Origin of the sequence: Aeromonas sp. R9-2 (assembly GCF_040908025.1) — a bacterium.
In the GTDB taxonomy this organism is placed as follows: domain Bacteria; phylum Pseudomonadota; class Gammaproteobacteria; order Enterobacterales; family Aeromonadaceae; genus Aeromonas; species Aeromonas veronii.
Map to the genome: position 1 here is coordinate 183,243 of NZ_JBFOCX010000026.1, position 18,061 is coordinate 201,303.

Sequence of the window (18,061 nt, forward strand, 5' to 3'; positions counted from 1 at the left end):
GCCAACAGAACAGAGTTCGGGTTTGACAGTCGATCCGATGCAGCAGTGGAGTAGCAAGGTGACGAATCGTGTGTGGGTAATGGGGGATGCGGTGGTGGACTTGATCCCGGAAGGGGCGTTGCACTACCTCCAGTGTCCGGGTGGCGCGCCCGCCAATGTGGCGGTTGGTATGGCACGGCTGGGTGGCGATGCGGCCTTTATCGGCCGGGTTGGTGCTGACCCGTTCGGCCGCTTTATGGCCGATACCCTGAGTGGGGAGGGGGTGGATATCGGTGCGCTGCGGCTCGATCCAGACCATCGCACCTCTACCGTGCTGGTGGCACTGGATGATGAGGGGGAGCGCAGCTTCACCTTTATGGTGCGCCCCAGTGCCGACCAGTTTCTCACCCCAAATGAGTTGCCCCGCTTCGACGCCGGTCAGTGGCTGCTCACCTGCTCCATCGCGCTCGCCAACGAGCCGGTGCGCACCAGTTGCCTGCAGGCCATGGCGGCCATCAAGACGGCAGGCGGGCGAGTCTGCTTCGACCCCAATCTGCGCCCCGAGGTGTGGGGCAACCCGGCCGAGATGCTGCCGCTGGTACGTCAGGCCATCGCGCAGGCGGATGTGGTCAAGCTCTCCATCGAGGAGCTGCAACTGCTGAGCGGCGAGGATGATCTGGCTGCCGGGCTCGATACGCTCTCGGGCCCTGCGTTGGTGCTGGTGACCCAGGGCGCGGCCGGGGTGGTGGCTCGCCTTGATGGCGAGTTGCTGGAGTGGGTGGGGCAGAAAGTGACGCCCATCGACACCACGGGGGCGGGGGATGCCTTCGTCGCCGGTCTGCTGGCGGCGCTGGCCGGGCGCTCGTCGCTGCCGACTCTGGCCGAGTTGCCCGCCATCCTGGCTCAGGCTCACGGCTGCGGGGCGCTCGCCACCACCGCCAAGGGGGCGATGACGGCGCTGCCGACCCGCTCCGAACTGGATGCCTTTTTGCGATCAAGCGCAAGCGGCTGTTGAGCTGAGGCTAGAAGCCCGGCTCGACAGCCCCTACTCTCATGTGACAAGGGCTCGCCAGCGTGGCGGGTCATAAGAGGAAGAATATGAATATCAGTGCGATAGCCAAGGATCTGGTGCCCCTGCTCGGGGGCAAGGAGAATATCGTCAGCGCTGCCCACTGCGCCACCCGGCTGCGGTTGGTGCTGGCCGATGACAGCAAGGTAAACAAGGCCGCCATCGACAAGCTGGAGGGGGTCAAGGGGTGCTTTAGCAACGCGGGCCAAATTCAGGTGATCTTCGGCACCGGTCTGGTCAACAAGGTCTATGCGGAGTTTGTGGCGCTGACCGGTACCGGCACCGCCAGCAAGGTGGAGCTGACCGACATGGCGGCGGCCAAGCTCAACGTGGCCCAACGGTTGGCGCGAACCCTCTCCAACATCTTCGTGCCGATCATTCCGGCCATCGTCGCCTCGGGCCTGCTGATGGGGCTGCTTGGCATGGTGCGCACCTACGGTTGGGTCAATGCCGACAGCGCCCTGTTTGTGATGCTCGACATGTTCAGCTCGGCGGCCTTTATCATATTGCCGATCCTCATCGGCTTTACGGCGGCGCGGGAGTTTGGCGGCAATCCGTACCTCGGGGCGACGCTCGGCGGCATTCTCACCCATCCGGCGCTGACCAACGCCTGGGGCGTGGCTGGGGGTTTCAAGACCATGGACTTCTTCGGGCTCGATGTCGCCATGATCGGCTATCAGGGCACCGTCTTCCCGGTGCTGCTGGCGGTCTGGTTTATGTCCCATCTGGAGAAACAGCTGCGCAAGCGCATTCCGGATGCGCTGGATCTGATCCTCACGCCGTTTCTCACCGTCATCATCACCGGTTTCGTGGCGCTGCTGTTTATCGGCCCGGCGGGTCGGGTGCTGGGGGATGGCATCTCGTTTGGTCTGAGCGCCCTCTATGAGCAGGCGGGCTGGCTGGCGGGGCTGGTATTTGGCGGCACTTACTCGCTTATCGTCATCACCGGCATCCACCACAGCTTCCACGCCATCGAGGCGGGGCTGCTGGCCAATCCGCAAATTGGCGTCAACTTCCTGCTGCCCATCTGGGCCATGGCCAACGTGGCACAGGGCGGGGCTTGCCTCGCGGTCTACTTCAAGACTCGCGACGTGAAGATCAAGGCCATTACCGTGCCGGCTGCCATGTCCTGCCTGCTGGGTATCACCGAGGCTGCCATCTTCGGGGTGAACCTGCGCTATATCAAACCCTTCCTTGCAGGTCTGTTTGGCGGGGCCTGCGGCGGCGCCTACGTGGTGGCGGCCAAGGTGGGGATGACGGCGGTGGGGCTGACCGGTATTCCCGGCATGGCCATCGTCCAGCCCATGAGCCTTATTCATTACATCATCGGGCTGGTGATCGCCTTTGGCGCCGCTTTCGCCGCTTCCTACCTGCTCAAGTACAAGGTGGAGTGATGAAGGAAAGCGATCTTCTCAACCAGATTGTCCGGTCGCTGCTGGCCGGACAGCTCAAGGCGGCGGCCGATCCCCATCGGCCCCGCTGGCATCTGGCAGCCCCGGTGGGGCTGCTTAACGATCCCAACGGCTTTATCGAGCACGATGGGCGCTACCACCTCTTCTACCAGTGGAATCCGCTGGGCTGCGAGCACCGCAACAAGGGCTGGGGCCATGTCACCTCCACCGATCTGCTGCATTGGCAGCACGAGCCGGTGGCGCTGTTGCCCACCGAAGCCTATGAGAGCCACGGCTGCTATTCGGGCTCTGCGGTGAGCGACAAGCAGGGGCGTCTGACCCTTATCTACACCGGCAATGTCAAATACCCGGATGGCAGCCGCACCGCCTATCAGTGTCTGGCTCGGGCCGACGGTGAGGGTGGTTTTGCCAAGCTGGGGCCTGTGCTGGATCTGCCCGCAGGCTACAGCGGCCACGTGCGCGACCCCAAGGTGTGGCACGACGGCCAGCAGTGGCTGATGGTGCTGGGGGCCCGAACCCTGGATGACAAGGGGGAAGTGCTGCTCTATCGTGGCGACACCCTGCAAAGCTGGCAGCGGGTGGGGCCCATCGCCGGCAGCGGGCGAGGGGGGCTGGGTGAGTTTGGCTATATGTGGGAGTGCCCGGATCTCTTCCCGCTGGGGGAGCGCCATGTGCTGATCAGCTGCCCGCAGGGGATTGCCCCGGCAGGCGAGGACTATCGCAACCTCTATCAGTGCGGCTGGCTGGCTGGCAACTTCGACGGCGAGTGCTTCGGGCACGGGGCTTTCCACGAGCTGGATCGGGGCTTCGAGTTCTATGCGCCGCAAACTACCCGAGACAGTCAGGGTCGCCGCCTCTTGTTCGGTTGGCTGGGGCTGCCGGAGGAGAACGAGATGAGCCAGCCCACTATCCCCTATGGCTGGATCCATCAGATGAGCTGCCCGCGTGAGCTGTTCTGGCAAAATGAGTGGCTCTGCCAGCGGCCGGTGGCGGAGCTTGCGGCATTGAAGGGAGAGTTGACCCGTTTCGAGGGGACGCTTGGCGAGTTTCCAGGGCTGGCCATCGACTCGGCCTGGCTCGATCTTGATCTCTGTGGTGAGGGGAGCCTCTGGTTCGGTGCCGTGGCCGAGCTGGTGTGGCAGCCGGACCGCATCACCTTACGGCGCCAGAACTGGCAGAGCGGAGCGTGGGAGACCCGCTGCAGCCCATGGGCTGGCGGGCGGATCACCGTCCTGTGTGATCGCTCCAGTCTGGAGTGTTTCATCGATGAGGGGCGTCACAGCCTGTCGGCGCGCTACTTCCCCGGGGAGAAGCCGCAACTTTCATCAGGTAACGGCGATGATGGCTGCAAAATTTGCCTCAATCACTGGCCGCTGTCGGCGTGCCTAGTACAATAGCCCGGTTCTAGTCAGCCGGGAGGCCAGGTGGAGAAGAAGAAACGGATCACGATTGCCCAGATCGCCGAACTGGCGGGGGTGTCCAAGGCGACCGCCAGTCTGGTGCTCAACGGGAAGAGTGCGGAGTACCGCATTGCCGACGATACCCGCAAGCGCATTCAGGCGGTGGCGGAGGAGTGTCACTACCTGCCGAGCTTTCACGCCCGCTCCCTGCGCGAGACCCGCAGCTACACCTGGGGGCTGGTGATCCCCGATCTCACCAACTTCGGTTTTGCACGCATCGCCCGCGCCCTCGAGGCCCACTGCCGGGAGGCGGGCATCCAGCTGCTGATCGCCTGTTCCGAGGATGATCCCGCCCTCGAGCAGCGGGTGGTGGACAACCTCATCAGCCGTCAGGTGGATGGGCTGATTGTCGCCTCCAGCGGCCACAGCGATGACATCTATGCCCGCATCCACGACCGCCTGCCGGTGGTGCAGCTCGACCGCCACATCGGCGAGTCGCGCCTGCCCATGGTGATCTCCGATGCCTGCAAGGCGACCGCCGAGTTGGTGCGGGACATGGCCAGCGAGTGCGGCGAGCAGATCTACTACTTCGGCGGCCTGCTGGATCTCTCCCCCAGCCGTCACCGGCTGGCGGGCTATGAGCTGGGGCTCCATCGCGCCGGTTTTGAAGCCGATGCAGCCCGGGTGCGCCATCGCGACTACCAGCCGAGCTCCGGTTATCAGCTGATGGCCGAGCTGGTGGCTGAGCTGGGAGCCCCCCCCAGGGGGCTCTTTACCGCCTCCTTTACCCTGCTGGAAGGGGTACTGCGCTACCTCAACGAGGCGGGGTTGATGGAGACAGGGATGCGCCTGTGCACCTTCGACGATCACGACCTGCTCGACTGCATCCCCATGCGCATCGACTCGGTGGCGCAGGATTGTCCGGCGCTGGCCCTCGCCGCTTTCGAGCTGATGCAGCAACTGATTGCGGGCAGTCCTCCCGCACAGACCGCCCAGGTGATCACCCCCAGGGTGCGCTGGCGCAGTCGCCGCTAGCCACTCTTCGCCCATCCATATGAAAAAGCCCCGCCATTGCTGGCGGGGCTTTTTGCTGTGGGCGGGTGGCTCGTTCCTCTGACCGGCAGCTCAGTCGGTGGTACTGGTGCGCCAGAAGACCTGCTTGATATGGGGGTGGATGGCCAGCTTTTGCATCAGGGCATCCAGCTCGTCGCCATCGATGGAGGTAGCCAGCAACACTGCCGAGATCTCCAGATCCCCCTCGCCAAACGGCTCGATATCGAGCTCGCTCAAGGGATAGTTGGCCTGCTCCAGCATCTCCTCGAGCCAGTGCAGCACCTCTTTTTGATGCTCGCGCTGGGTCAGTGCCGTCACCTTGTAGGTCACTTCGGTGTCGGTATTGTCTACCGGGCGACGGTTGATCTGGTTGACCAGCGGTCGCAGCAGGGTGTTGGCGGCCAGCACGAACAGGGCACCCAGAATTGCCTCCATGGCGAGCCCGGCGCCACAGGCGGCGCCGACAGCAGCGACACCCCAGAGAGTGGCGGCGGTGTTGATGCCGCGGATATTGCCCGACTCGCGCATGATGACGCCGGCGCCGAGAAAGCCGATGCCGGAGACGATATAGGCCACCACATGGACCACGTTGTAGTTGCCGCCGTGCAGGCCATAGATACGCTGGGCCAGACTGACGAACAGGGCGGCTCCCACGGCGACCAGCACGTTGGTGCGAAGGCCCGCGGTACGTTGGCGGTACTGGCGCTCCAGCCCGACCAGACTGCCGAGCACAAAAGCGAGCAGCAGGCTGGCCAGGGTGTCGAGCAGGGAGATCATGTCAATTTGTTGCCACATCTTCATGGCGTACTCCTTCTGATAAGCGCTGGCTTGGCGCAATCCATGATGAAACGCGGGAGGCGGATGGATCAGGGGATGATTGCGCGGATGGCCAGCAGACAAACAAAAACGCGGCGTCCCGGGGCGCGAGCACCATCAGATGCCCTGACGGTCGGAGAGGACGCAACAAGCGGGGCCAGCGTAGCTGGCCCCTTTCACTGTGGTTAACGCAGGTGTGCGGTCAGTTGAGCTCGGGATCGCAGTCGATGCGCGGGCGCAGTTGCCAGCGCACTGGATGTGTTACCCCGACCTGATGAACAAACTGCACCAGATAGCGTCGCTGGGGCGGGGTGCACTGCAGGTTGAGCACCAGCTCTCGCCCGCCGCCGCGACCCGGCTTCATCGATTGCATCGGTTGCAGCCCCGCCGGTTGCAGGGTGTGGTTCACCATATCCAGCACCTGCTCCATATCGGCGCGATCCTCACAGCGGATCTGCAGCCGGTAGTGGTGCCGACGCTGTTTGCCGCCCAGCCAGCGTGGCAACATGCCACGGCCGAGCCGGCTCAACAGGGGGTGAGCACGGGTAGCAACAGAACCTGTTGCGACCGCGCGATCCACAGCCGGTTTGATTGAGATAAAACGCATAGCAGCCTCCTTGTGGGAAGCAGAAACTATGCAGGCATGGCGACCGTGGCGATTGGCCACTGGTTGCCAGACGTCAAGTGTAAAAAGGGAGAAGAGGGGAGTGGATTTCCGCTTCTCGCAGGGTGCGAGCATGCGGCAGAGAAAGACCTGCGGCTAGCTCGCGACCTTGGTACCGACGATGAGGGTCGGTCTACAACTGTCACTTGATGAGTTGCCCACTGATGGTCTCCGCTATTGATAAGAGGCTCGAATGATAGCCGAGGTGGCAGGCAGGGTAAACCCCGCCCCGCCCGCAGCAACATCTTGAAACATAATCGAAAGCCCTGTTTTGCCGCGCAGGGCCGCCAAAAGCAGACCCGGCGAGGGCCGGGTCTGCGGGGTCATTCGGTCTTGTCGATGCCGAGGTATTTGAGCATCAGTTTCTCGTAGATGGGCTCGGTATCCCCCACCTGCATCTTGTGCAGGAAGTACTTTTCGAAGGCGATCTTGGCCAGATGGACCCACTTCCCTTTCTTGAACCAGGCGACGTTGCGCGGCGGGATCTGCGGCATGGCGACGAAGGCGGCACCTGTGTCCCCCATGTCTGCCAGACAGATGGCATTCCACACTGCCTTGGTCACCGGCGGCTGGCCGCTGAGCTCCGCCTTGATGTTGTGGCTCAGGGTGCGCACCATCGCCTCAATCATGTAGCCGGTCTTGGGCACCCCGGTCGGTACCGGCGTCTTGTGCGGCGGAGCAATGGCGATGCAGACACCGGCGGCGTAAATCTGCGGGAAGGCGGGGTTGCGCTGGTGTTCGTCGACGATGACAAAGCCGCGGGGATTGACCAGCCACTCGATGCCCCGCAGCGGCGCAATGCCGACAAAGGCAGGCAGCATCATGGCGTGTTTGTAGGGCAGGGTGTGGGTGCGCTTGAGGTTACCCTCATCGTCCAGCTCCTCCACCGTCATCTGACCATCTTGCGCCGCCACGGTGCGGGCATTGCAGATCCACTGCACGTCGCGCATCCGCAATTCGCTCTCCAGCATCCCCTTGGAGTCCCCCACACCATTGAGACCCAGATGGCCGATGTAGGGCTCGCTGGTGACAAAAGTCATGGGCACATTTTTTCTCACCTTCTTGTCGCGCAGGTGGCGATCGAGGATGAACGCATACTCGTAGGCGGGGCCGAAGCAGGAGGCGCCCGGCATGGCACCGACAATCACAGGGCCGGGCTCATCGACCAGTGCACTGACACTGTGGCGGCACTCTTCGGCGTGGGAGAGGGTACAGACGCTGGTGGTGCCACCGGATTCGGGGCCAGCCCCCGTCACCTCGTCAAAGGCGAGGGCCGGGCCGGTGCAGATCGCCAGAAAGTCGTAACGCAGGGTCTGGCCATCAGAGAGGGTGAGCTGCTGCGCCGCCGGTTGCAGCTCGGTCAGGGCTGCATGGATAAAGCGGATCCCCTTTTTCTTCACATGGGGTTCGATGGGGATCGAGGTCTCCTTGCGCTCCCGCCACTGGACGGCAATCCAGGGGTTGGAGGGGGTGAATTCAAAGTCCGGCTTGTCATTGATGAGGATCACCTCATGCTGCTTGCCCAGTTCGGCCTTGAGTTCGTAGGCGGCAGACATGCCCCCCAGACCCGCGCCGATGACGATTACCGTTGCCATGTTCAGCCTCCTGCGTTTATTACACGCTCATATGAGCCTGGGTCATCCGACCCTGTTATTTAAATCCTATCCGTTTGAGGATCATCGCTGCCGGGCAGAAACCGGTGAATGCGCTCTGGATCAGGTTGACCCCGACAAAGGCACTCAACCAGACAAAGCCCGGATGAACCCAGGCGGTAAGGAGCAGCGAGAGCAGCAACATGCAACCCGCGACAATTCTGACTCCGTTATCTACTGTCATGGTCTTTCTCCTTATCTACTTTAGATATTGCTAATTTAGTGTTGTTTTATACAATAGAACAAATATCAGCAATTGCTAATTTACTCTTATGAGCCAATTCGACGAGATGAACAGACATGCGACAGCCGCCGCCTCCCTGCTCAAGGCGTTGGCTCATCCCGAACGCCTGATGGTGCTCTGCCAGCTGGTGGAGGGGGAGAAGGGGGTCGGGGAGCTGCTGGCCCATAGCCAACTCGGGCAGTCGGCCTTCTCCCAGCAACTTTCGGTATTGAAGCGCTACGGCCTGATCCGTTCGCGCAAGGTTTCCCAACAGATCTACTACTCGCTGGTGAGCGAGGTGGCCGCCGATGTGCTGGGGGCGCTGCAAACCCATTTTTGTCACTCGGAAAATAAGGAATCTTGATGATGGAAAGCCAATGGCTGCTCTCTTTGGGCGGTGGCATGCTGGCGGGGCTGTCGGCCCTGATCTTGATGTTGTTCAACGGCCGGGTGGCCGGGATCAGCGGCATTCTGGCCGGTGCGCTGCAACACCGTGCGCCCTGGCGGGTGCTGTTTCTGCTGGGACTGGGGGCGGGTGCCTGGTTGGCGCTGACCCTGGGCTGGGCCAGCATGCCTGCATTCACCACGCTGCCCGGCTGGCCCGTTCTGCTGCTGGCCGGTCTGCTGGTCGGGGTCGGTACCCGTCTTGGCAATGGCTGCACCAGCGGCCACGGCATCTGTGGCATGGGGCGGCTCTCCCTGCGCTCCATCGTCGCCACCCTGACCTTTATGGCGACAGGCTTTATCACCGTCTTCGTCACTCATCATCTGCTGTAAGGGGCTGATTGCCATGAAGTTGCTGACAAGTTTGTTTGCGGGTGTGTTGTTCGGGCTGGGGATGGCCATCTCCGGCATGATGGATCCCGCCCGGGTCACCGGTTTTCTCGATCTGGCCGGGGCCTGGGATCCCAGCCTTGCCTTCGTGATGGGAGGCGCCCTGCTGGTCTTTATGCCGGGTTACTTCTTGCTGGTGAAACCCCGTCGTCAGAGCGTGCTGGGGGAGCCCATCGCCGCCGTACCAGCTCCTCGGCTCGAGCGCCGGCTGATCGGCGGGGCCGCACTGTTTGGCATCGGCTGGGGATTGGTGGGTATCTGCCCGGGGCCTGCTCTGAGTCTCATTTCCAGCGGGCAGCCCATGATAATGTTGTTTATAGCGGCCATGGTGGCCGGGATCTTGCTGTTTGACAGAGGGCTGGCCAGGGTGCTGACCAAGGCGCCAGTTCGGGGAGTGGATAAGGTGCGCCAGTCCCATACCGCCTGATCCCGTGAAGTGATTGATGATGCCAGGGAAGGAGAGTAATGATGGAAAAGATCCGGTTGCTGGGGATCACCATGTTGGTGATGACATCGCAGGCCATGACATCCCCCCTGGCCTTTGCCGCGGACGGGGAGCCAGAGCCCCTGTTGACAGTAGCGCCACAACCGGTGACTGACTGGCTGACGCTGGATGGCACCGTCAGTGCCATCAATCAGGGGACGGTGGCGGCCCAGACCAGCGGCCGGGTCTCCCGTATGCTGGTGGATGTGAACGATCAGGTACAGGCGGGACAGCCGCTGCTGGAGATCAGTGGCAAGGAGCAGTTTGCCGCCGTCACGGGGGCCGAGGCGCGGCTGGCGCGGGCGCAGGCCCAGCAAGTGGAAGCCGAGCGCCAGCTCGCCCGCTTTCAGGCGCTGATTGCCAAGGGCGTGATCACCCGCGCCCAGCTCGATAATGCCCAGGCGACTGATCGCGCCGCCCGCGCCGAGGTGAACGCTGCCGATGCGGCCCTCACTCAGGCCCGCGAGGCCTACGGTTATACCCGCATTCTGGCCCCTTACGCCGGAGTGGTGACCAAACGGCTGGTGGAGTTGGGGGAGACTGTCGCCCCCGGTACCCCGCTGCTCTCCGGCTTCTCCCTCGACACCTTGCGGGTGGAGGTGGAGTTGCCCCAATCCGCCCTTTCGCTCGCTCGTGAGCCTGCGGATATGCAAGTGCTGCTGCCTGATGGCAGGGCCGTTACCCCGGTCAAATTGACCCGCTTCAACTATGCCGACAGCCAGAGCCACGCCTTCAGGTTGCGCCTCGACTTGCCGCCGCAAACCGCCGGGGTATTGCCCGGCATGTGGCTCAAGGTCCAGCTCAAGCAGGGTGAACGTCAGGTGTTGCAGGTGCCGGATCGCGCCCTGCTGCGGCAAGGGGAGTTCAACGGCGTCTATCTGCAGCAGCCCTCTGGCTGGGCCCTGACGCCGGTGCGGGTCGGCCATTGCTTTGAAGGGCAGTGCGAGATCCTGGCCGGGCTGCAAGCCGGTGACAAGCTGGCTCCCGATGCCTGGGCGCAGCAGCAGGAGGTGGCCCATGAGTAGCGAGCTGAACAGCAACAAGGAGAGGCTGGGGCCTGCCGGTCGGCTGGCTGCGTTGTTTCAGGGCTCGGCCATCACGCCGCTGCTGGCGCTGGTGGGGCTGTTGCTCGGCCTGTTTGCGGTGCTGGTGACCCCCAAGGAGGAGGAGCCGCAGATCGATGTCACCTTCGCCGATGTCTACATTCCCTTCCCGGGAGCCACTCCGGCTGAAGTGGCCTCTCTCGTCACTACCCCTGCCGAGCAGGTGGTCTCCCAGATAAAGGGCATTGATACCCTCTACTCTTTTTCCCAACCCGATGGCGCCCTGCTGGTGGTGGTGTTCAAGGTGGGAGTGAGCCGCGAGCAGGCCATCGTCGATCTCAACAACCAGCTCGACTCCAACCGCGACTGGTTGCCACAGGGGATCGGGGTCGGTCAGCCGCTGGTAAAACCCCGGGGGATCGATGATGTCCCTATCGTCAGTTTGACCTTATGGAGCAAAGATTGGAGCAAAGAAGGGAGCAAGCAGCTGGGTGCACCCGAGCTGACCCGGGTCGCCCATGAGCTGGAGACCGAACTCAAGCGCATTCCCGGTACCCGCGATATTTACACGCTGGGCAGCCAGAGCGCCGTGTTGCGGGTGATGCCGGATCCGGCGGCCCTCAGCGCCCACAGCATCAGCTGGGGCGAGCTGAGCCAGCGACTTGCGGCCGCCAATCAGGTGGGCACGACACAGGCTATCGAGCAGAGCAACAGTGAGATTAAGGTGCAGGTGGGGCAGTTTCTGCAAAGTGAGCAGGAGGCTAGAGAGCTGGTGGTGGGGCTGCACGACGGCAAGCCGGTCTATCTGGGGGAGGTGGCCAGGGTCTCTCTGGGTCAGGAGACCCCGACCAAGCGCAGCTGGATGGGGCTGGGACAGGCCAGTTATCCGGCGGTGACCCTGGCCATCGGCAAGCAGCCGGGCCAGAATGCGGTCGATGTGGCCAAGCGGGTGGAGGCGCGGGTCGAAAGTTTGCAGAATCGACTGATCCCTGCCGGGGTCGAGGTGACGGTGACCCGGGACTACGGCGTCACCGCCGAGACCAAATCCAAAACCCTGATCGGCAAGCTGATTTTTGCCACCACAGCGGTGGTGCTGCTGGTGCTGGTGAGCATGGGTTGGCGAGAGGCGCTGGTGGTGGGCGTTGCCATCGTTATCACCCTGGCACTGACCCTGTTTGCCAGCTGGGCCTGGGGCTTTACCCTCAACCGGGTGTCGCTGTTTGCGCTGATCTTCTCCATCGGCATTCTGGTGGATGACGCCATAGTCGTGGTGGAGAACATCCACCGCCATCGCGGTTTGGGCAAGGGGGCGCTCAAGGATCTGATACCGGGGGCGGTGGATGAGGTGGGAGGGCCGACCATACTGGCGACCCTGACCGTTATCGCGGCCCTGCTGCCGATGGCCTTTGTCAGTGGCCTGATGGGCCCCTACATGAGCCCCATCCCCATCAATGCCAGCATGGGGATGCTCATCTCCCTGCTGGTGGCCTTTGTCTTCTCCCCCTGGCTGGCGAGCCATTTGCTCAAGGGTGAGGTGCACGGTGCCCACGGCGAGGCCAAGGCTGGTCTTTTTCACCGGCTGATGACTCCTTTCCTGATTGGTGATGGCGCCAAGCGCGCCAGACGCAAACTCTGGCTGGTGGTGTTGCTGCTGGTCGGGGCCGCCACCGCCATGCCGGTGGTGCAGTGGGTGGTGCTCAAGATGCTTCCCTTTGACAACAAGTCGGAATTTCAGCTGGTGCTCGATATGCCGGAGGGGGCGACCCTGGAGCAGACCGAGCGGACCCTGCTGGCGGTCGGACGAGAGCTTGCCAAAGTGCCTGAGGTGAAGGATTACCAGATCTACGCCGGCACCGCCGCCCCCATCAATTTCAACGGGCTGGTGCGCCACTACTTTATCCGCAGCGGCGCCAACGTGGGGGATATTCAGGTCAATCTGGTGGACAAGCATGAGCGGGATCGCAGCAGTCACCAGATTGCCCAGTCGGTTCGGGGGCCGCTGCAGGCCATCGCCAGTGCGGTGGGGGGCAACCTGAAAGTCGTGGAGGTGCCCCCCGGCCCGCCGGTCTGGTCACCCATAGTTGCCGAAATTTATGGCCCGACTCAGGCTGCCCGAGAAGCGGCGGCGCGGGCTGTACAGGCCCGCTTTGTAGCCACCACGGATCTGGTGGATGTGGATATCTATCTGACCGACCCGCAGCCCAAGTGGCGGCTGGTGGTGGATCGCAGCAAGGCGGCCCTGCTCGGGGTCGATCTCGGGGATCTGGTGAACACCCTCAATGGCGGGGTGGGTTATCAGGATGCCAGCTGGCTGCAGGGGCACGGCGCCAAGTATCCGGTGCCGATCCGCATCGAGCTGGCCCCCGGCGACAAACGGGATCTGGCGGGCGTGCTGGCGCTCAAGGTGCGCAGCCAGAGCGGCCAGCTGGTGCGGGTCTCCGAGCTGGTGAGTCGCCGTGATGAGGTGGCCCCCAGCTATATCATGCACAAGAATATGCAGCCCATGGTGATGGTGGTGGCCGACATGGGCGGCCACACCGACAGCCCGCTCTACGGCATGTTTGCCGCCGGTGCCGATATCGACCTGCCCCAATATTACGTGCAGCAGCCCGACAAGCTGGGGGAGGTGGCGCTGTTGTGGGACGGGGAGTGGAAGATCACCTACGAGACCTTCCGCGATATGGGCATCGCCTACGGGGTGGGGATGATCCTCATCTATCTGCTGGTGGTGGCCCAGTTCCGCTCCTATCTGGTGCCACTCATCATCATGGCCCCGATTCCGCTCACCATCATAGGGGTGATGCCGGGCCACGCCCTGTTGGGGGCCCAGTTTACCGCCACCTCGATGATCGGGATGATCGCCCTGGCCGGGATCATCGTACGCAACAGCATCCTGCTGGTGGACTTTATCGAGCAGCAGCGCAGCGCCGGAGTGGCGTTCGAGCAGGCGGTGATCGAAGCGGCGCAGGTGCGGGCCAAACCCATCATGCTGACGGCGCTGGCGGCGATGAGTGGGGCCCTGTTTATCCTCGATGATCCCATCTTCAACGGGTTGGCCATCAGCCTGATTTTCGGGATCCTGGTCTCCACTTTGCTCACCCTGGTGGTGATACCCTTGCTCTATTATGCCCTGCTCTCCCGACGCTCATGACGGGAGTCACTAGCGAAAGGATGCGCGATGAAGAGAGGTTGGTTGTGGTGGGGAAGTGGCGCCGTGGTAGCGGTGGCTGCTCTGGCATGGTGGTGGCGACCGCAGCCGACGCCGATCAGGCTGGCAGAGGTCGGGCGGGGGGATGTGCTGGTCACCGTGGTCAATACCCGGGCCGGCACCATCAAGTCGTGTCAGCGAGCCGGACTCAGTCTGCCCGGTGGCGGCGTGGTGGAGCAGATCGCCGTCAAGGCCGGGGAGCGGGTAGCCCGGGGAGATCTGCTGCTGACCCTCTGGAGTGACGATATTCACGCCGATCTCGCCCGGGCCCGCGCCCAGCAGGCCCTTGGCAAGACCCAGCGTGAGGAGCGTTGCAGCGAGGCGGCCTACTACGAGCGGGAGGCCAACCGGCTGGCCACCTTGCTGGCCAAAAACCTCACCTCCCGCACCCTCGCCGAGCAGGCCCAGAATCTGGCCGATACCCGCCGCTATGTCTGTCAGGCATCCCGTCAGCAGGAGCGAGTCGACGAGGCGCAGGTCGCCCAGGTGGAGGCTCGCTTGAGCGAGCGCCGCCTGCTGGCGCCGTTTGCCGGAGTGGTGGCTGAGGTCAACAGCAAGCTGGGCGAATACATGACCCCCTCACCGCCCGGAGTGGCCATGCCTCCGGTGATCGATCTTATCGATGATAAGTGTCTGTATGTCTCAGCCCCCATCGATGAGGTGGATGCCGCCCGCCTCAAGGTGGGCCAGTCTGCCCGGGTACTGCTCGATGCCATGCCAGGGCGCGATTTTGCCGCCACCGTCACCCGTATCGCCCCCTATGTGAAGGAGCTGGAGAAGCAGGCCCGCACCGTGGAGGTGGAGGCGACGCTCACTGCCCTGCCCACCGATGTCCCCCTGCTTATCGGCTACAGCGCCGACCTTGAAGTCGAGGTGACCCGCGCCACCGATGTGCTGCGGGTAGCGGCCAGCAGCCGGGCCGACGATGGTAGCGTGTTGCGGCTGGAAGGGGATAAGCTGGTGCGGGTGGTGCCCCGTTGGGGGGGGGAGAACTGGAACTGGATTGAAGTCGCCGAGGGGCTCGCTACCGGTGATCGGCTGGCGGCCCAGCCCGGACAGATTGTCGGGGAGGGCCCTTTCAGCGCCGCCACGGAGCAGACGGATGAGTGATCTCATTCGCCTTGATGCCGTCAGCCGTCGTTTCACTCTGGGGGGGAGCAAAGTGGCCGCCCTCGATCGCGTTTCCCTGCGGGTTGCCGAGGGGGAGTATCTGGCGGTGATGGGCCCCTCGGGCTCCGGCAAATCGACCCTGCTCAATGTGCTGGGGCTGCTGGATCGGCCCGATGAGGGGCGCTACTGGCTGGGAGGGGAGGACACCGCCACCCTGTCAGAGCCAGCGCTGGCCCAGCTGCGCGGCCATCGCATCGGTTTTGTGTTCCAGTCGTTTCACCTTATCTCCCGCCTCACCGCCCGTGAAAATGTCGAGCTGCCGCTGATGCTGTGCGGGATCGCTCCCGCCGAGCGCCATCGCCGCAGCCAGCAGTTGCTGGGAGAGCTGGGGCTGGAGAACCGGGCCGGACACCGCCCTGCCGAGCTTTCCGGCGGTCAGCGTCAGCGGGTAGCCATCGCCCGGGCCATGGCAATGGCGCCGCGGCTGATCCTGGCCGACGAGCCCACCGGCAATCTCGACTCCCGCTCCGGGGAGGAGGTGATTACCCTGCTGGAGGAGCTCAACCGGGAGCAGGGGATCACGCTGGTGGTGGTGACCCACGATCCGCGCCTCGGTGAGCGGGCGGGCAGGCGGATCCTGATGAACGATGGCCACATCAACATTGATAGCGGCGGTGGCTGAATGCGGCGGCCCGATGTGATCCGCTTTGCCGCCGTGGCCTTGTTGCGTCAGCGTTCACGGGCGCTGGTGTTGATCCTGGCGGTGAGTCTGAGCGTCACCTCGGTGCTGCTGCTCACCGCGCTGGGGGAGGGGGCGAGGCGCTATGTGGCCGACCAGTTCAGCTCCCTTGGCAAGGATCTGCTGGTGATGTTCCCCGGCCGCAAGGAGACTACAGGCGGGCTGCCGCCGGTCACCGGCAACAGTCTGCGGCAGATCACTCTCGATGATATGCACTACCTTGGCCAGCATCAGCCAAACGTGCGGCTGGTGCCGCTGGTGATGGGCTTTGCCGAGGCCAAACAGGGGGCGCGCCTGCGCCAGACCATGCTGCTTGGCAGCAGCAACGGGCTGCGCGATACCCACGGGCTGGAACTGCTCTCCGGCCGCTGGCTGCCGGGGGATGCCGCAGAGGATCGCCCAGCCGTTCTGCTCGGGGCCAAGGTGGCCCGTGAGCTGTTCGGTCAGGCCGATCCGGTCGGCCAGTGGCTGCGTTTTGACAATCGCCGCTTTCGGGTGGTGGGGGTCTTCACCAGCCAGAGCAGCAATCTGGGGATGGATATGGCCGAGGCGGCGCTGATCCCGGTCGGTAGCGCCATGCGGCTGTTCAACACCGAGGGGCTGTTTCGGCTGCTGATCCAGCCGCTGGCGGGGCAAGCGGTGCCCCCGCAGGTCAAGCGACTGGAGCAGCTGATGCAGTCGCGCCACGGGGTACTCGATGTGACCGTGGTGCGCCGCGACGCCATGCTGGCCACCTTCTCCACCATTCTCTCGACCCTCACCCTGGCCGTTGCCGGCATCGGTGCCATCAGCCTGCTGGTCTCCGGCATCATGATGATGAATCTGGCGCTGATCAGCACCCGCCAGCGCACCGGCGAGATCGGCCTGCTCAAGGCGCTGGGGGCCGACAGTCGCCAGATCCGCCAGCTGTTTTTGTGGGAGGCGCTGTTGCTGAGCGGCAGTGGCGCGCTGTTTGGCACTGTGTTGGGCTATGCCCTGGTTGGCCTCGCCGGAGTGATTTGGCCCGGATTTCCGGCGGCGGTCCCCTTGCTTGCTACTTTCTGCACCATACCGGCGGCCCTGCTGAGCGGGCTGTTTTTTAGCTGGCTGCCCGCCTCCCGGGCGGCACGGCAAGATCCGGTCAGCAGCCTGCGCAGCGGGCAGTGGAGCGGTGGCTGATGCGCGCCGCTGATCTGCTGTTCTGGCTCTGGCGCGCCTTGCTGGCTGGGCGCAGTCGCAGCCTGCTGTCTGCGCTCGGCATTGCCATCGGGATCGCCTCGGTGACCCTGCTCACCGGCATCGGCGAGGGGCTCAGGCTCTATCTGCTCGACAGCTTCTCCCAATTTGGCACCCGGTTGATCGCCGTGACCCCGGGCAAGACCGAAACCGCAGGCGGCCCGCCCGGCATCCTCTCCAGCAGCCGTCCCCTGCTACTGGAGGATGCCGATGCCCTCGCCAGATTGGCAGGGGTAGAGGCGGCGCTCCCTGTGGTACAGGGGCAGGGGGAGGTGCGCAGCCGTGGGCTGACCCGCAGCACCGCTATTCTGGGCACAGGTCCGGCTGCGCTCTCCGGCTGGCGACTCACCCTGGTGCAGGGGCGTTTTCTGCCCGCGGATGACAGTGCCATGCCCCGCGCCTATGCGGTGCTGGGGGCCAAGGTGGCGGCTGAGCTGTTTCCTGGGGGCGATGCACCGGGGAACCTGCTGCGCGCCGGTGATCGCCGTTTTCGGGTGGCCGGGGTGCTGGCCCCCAAAGGGCAATTTCTCGGCTTTGATCTGGACGATATGATCTATCTGCCCGCCGCTCACGCCCAGGCGCTGTTCAACAAGGAGGGATTGCAGGAGATCGATGTCATCTATCGCACCGGGCAGACGGAGGCCGAGATCACCGCCCAGATCCGGCGGGTGCTGATCGCCCGCCACGGCGCCGAGGATTTCACCCTCACCTCCCAGCAGGACATGCTGACCAGCCTCGACAAGATACTCTCCATCATCAAGCTGGCGGTTGGCGGGCTCGGCATTATCTCGCTGCTGATCGGGGCGGTCGGCATCTTCAGCATCATGAGCATCGCCCAGCAGGAGCGGATCCCCGAAGTGGGCTTGCTGATGGCGCTGGGCTGCCCACGGCGGCGCATTCTATTGCTGTTCCTGCTCGAAGCCGTAGTGCTGGCGCTGCTGGGCGGAGCCATGGGGCTGGCCCTGCTCGGCGGGCTAAAACTGCTGCTCACCCTGCTGGTGGCCGGCTTGCCGCTTACCCTCCATCCTCTCTATCTGCTGCTGGCGCTCGGTTGCAGCGCCCTGGTTGGCCTGCTGGCCGGGGTCGCTCCTGCGCTGCGGGCAGTGCGTCTCGACCCAGTAGTTGCCCTGCGCGGTGACTAGGTTGCTCCTTTCGCAAGA

Annotated in this window: 17 protein-coding genes; 13 read left to right on the forward strand and 4 right to left on the reverse strand. The window is 63.9% G+C overall.

The annotated features are described in order from the left end of the window. Positions 1 to 37: 37 nt before the first annotated feature. The 4 genes from AB5Y71_RS14985 to AB5Y71_RS15000 all read left to right on the forward strand — a co-directional run bounded on the left by AB5Y71_RS14985 (position 38) and on the right by AB5Y71_RS15000 (position 4,895). Positions 38 to 994, forward strand: coding sequence for an aminoimidazole riboside kinase (locus AB5Y71_RS14985; protein ID WP_368171968.1), 957 nt, complete (start codon positions 38 to 40; stop codon positions 992 to 994). Between the two features lie 83 nt (positions 995 to 1,077). After that, the gene (locus AB5Y71_RS14990; RefSeq protein ID WP_368171915.1) at positions 1,078 to 2,442 is read left to right on the forward strand and encodes a sucrose-specific PTS transporter subunit IIBC; all 1,365 of its coding nucleotides are present in this window, start codon (positions 1,078 to 1,080) and stop codon (positions 2,440 to 2,442) included. Next, entirely contained in the window at positions 2,442 to 3,857 is a 1,416-nt protein-coding gene (locus AB5Y71_RS14995) for a glycoside hydrolase family 32 protein (protein ID WP_368171916.1), read from the forward strand. The genes AB5Y71_RS14990 and AB5Y71_RS14995 overlap by 1 nt, the downstream gene beginning before the upstream one ends. A 27-nt stretch (positions 3,858 to 3,884) precedes the next feature. Beyond that, the gene (locus AB5Y71_RS15000) at positions 3,885 to 4,895 is read left to right on the forward strand and encodes a LacI family DNA-binding transcriptional regulator (protein WP_100654144.1); all 1,011 of its coding nucleotides are present in this window, start codon (positions 3,885 to 3,887) and stop codon (positions 4,893 to 4,895) included. 90 nt (positions 4,896 to 4,985) lie between these two features. On the opposite strand, the gene AB5Y71_RS15005 is transcribed toward AB5Y71_RS15000, so the two are convergent. The 4 genes from AB5Y71_RS15005 to AB5Y71_RS15020 all read right to left on the reverse strand — a co-directional run bounded on the left by AB5Y71_RS15005 (position 4,986) and on the right by AB5Y71_RS15020 (position 8,229). After that, entirely contained in the window at positions 4,986 to 5,714 is a 729-nt protein-coding gene (locus tag AB5Y71_RS15005; RefSeq protein ID WP_368171917.1) for an MgtC/SapB family protein, read from the reverse strand. Positions 5,715 to 5,931: 217 nt separating this feature from the next. After that, entirely contained in the window at positions 5,932 to 6,336 is a 405-nt protein-coding gene (locus AB5Y71_RS15010) for a hypothetical protein (protein ID WP_368171918.1), read from the reverse strand. Between the two features lie 380 nt (positions 6,337 to 6,716). Further along, entirely contained in the window at positions 6,717 to 7,988 is a 1,272-nt protein-coding gene (locus tag AB5Y71_RS15015; protein WP_368171919.1) for an NAD(P)/FAD-dependent oxidoreductase, read from the reverse strand. A 55-nt stretch (positions 7,989 to 8,043) separates the two neighbouring features. Further along, a complete protein-coding gene (locus AB5Y71_RS15020; RefSeq protein WP_323891095.1) occupies positions 8,044 to 8,229 on the reverse strand; it encodes a DUF2892 domain-containing protein in 186 nt (61 codons plus the stop codon). 88 nt (positions 8,230 to 8,317) lie between these two features. Here AB5Y71_RS15020 and AB5Y71_RS15025 point away from each other — a divergent pair, with 88 nt between their 5' ends. From AB5Y71_RS15025 to AB5Y71_RS15065, 9 genes are read left to right on the forward strand one after another with little or no spacing between them, the layout of a single operon-like run. Then, entirely contained in the window at positions 8,318 to 8,632 is a 315-nt protein-coding gene (locus tag AB5Y71_RS15025; protein WP_182927555.1) for a helix-turn-helix transcriptional regulator, read from the forward strand. Continuing rightward, positions 8,632 to 9,045: a YeeE/YedE family protein gene (locus AB5Y71_RS15030; RefSeq protein WP_368171920.1), complete on the forward strand. Its 414-nt coding sequence runs from the start codon at positions 8,632 to 8,634 to the stop codon at positions 9,043 to 9,045. The genes AB5Y71_RS15025 and AB5Y71_RS15030 overlap by 1 nt, the downstream gene beginning before the upstream one ends. Positions 9,046 to 9,058: 13 nt before the next feature. Beyond that, positions 9,059 to 9,529, forward strand: a complete 471-nt coding sequence (locus tag AB5Y71_RS15035) for a YeeE/YedE family protein (protein ID WP_005338003.1) — start codon at positions 9,059 to 9,061, stop codon at positions 9,527 to 9,529. A 41-nt stretch (positions 9,530 to 9,570) separates the two neighbouring features. Beyond that, on the forward strand, positions 9,571 to 10,611 hold the full coding sequence (locus tag AB5Y71_RS15040) for an efflux RND transporter periplasmic adaptor subunit (RefSeq protein WP_368171969.1): 1,041 nt from the start codon (positions 9,571 to 9,573) through the stop codon (positions 10,609 to 10,611). Continuing rightward, a complete protein-coding gene (locus AB5Y71_RS15045; RefSeq protein ID WP_368171921.1) occupies positions 10,604 to 13,780 on the forward strand; it encodes an efflux RND transporter permease subunit in 3,177 nt (1,058 codons plus the stop codon). Before AB5Y71_RS15040 ends, AB5Y71_RS15045 begins: the two co-directional genes overlap by 8 nt. Before the next feature lie 27 nt (positions 13,781 to 13,807). Next, positions 13,808 to 14,947 carry an efflux RND transporter periplasmic adaptor subunit gene (locus tag AB5Y71_RS15050; RefSeq protein WP_368171922.1) on the forward strand — a complete coding sequence of 380 codons (1,140 nt, stop codon included), beginning with the start codon at positions 13,808 to 13,810 and terminating at the stop codon, positions 14,945 to 14,947. After that, positions 14,940 to 15,629 (forward strand): ABC transporter ATP-binding protein, encoded by a 690-nt coding sequence (locus AB5Y71_RS15055; protein WP_216955074.1) that lies wholly within the window; start codon positions 14,940 to 14,942, stop codon positions 15,627 to 15,629. The genes AB5Y71_RS15050 and AB5Y71_RS15055 overlap by 8 nt, the downstream gene beginning before the upstream one ends. Continuing rightward, entirely contained in the window at positions 15,630 to 16,844 is a 1,215-nt protein-coding gene (locus AB5Y71_RS15060) for an ABC transporter permease (protein ID WP_368171923.1), read from the forward strand. It begins immediately after the preceding gene. Beyond that, on the forward strand, positions 16,844 to 18,043 hold the full coding sequence (locus AB5Y71_RS15065; RefSeq protein WP_216955076.1) for an ABC transporter permease: 1,200 nt from the start codon (positions 16,844 to 16,846) through the stop codon (positions 18,041 to 18,043). The genes AB5Y71_RS15060 and AB5Y71_RS15065 overlap by 1 nt, the downstream gene beginning before the upstream one ends. The last annotated feature ends 18 nt before the right edge of the window (positions 18,044 to 18,061 follow it).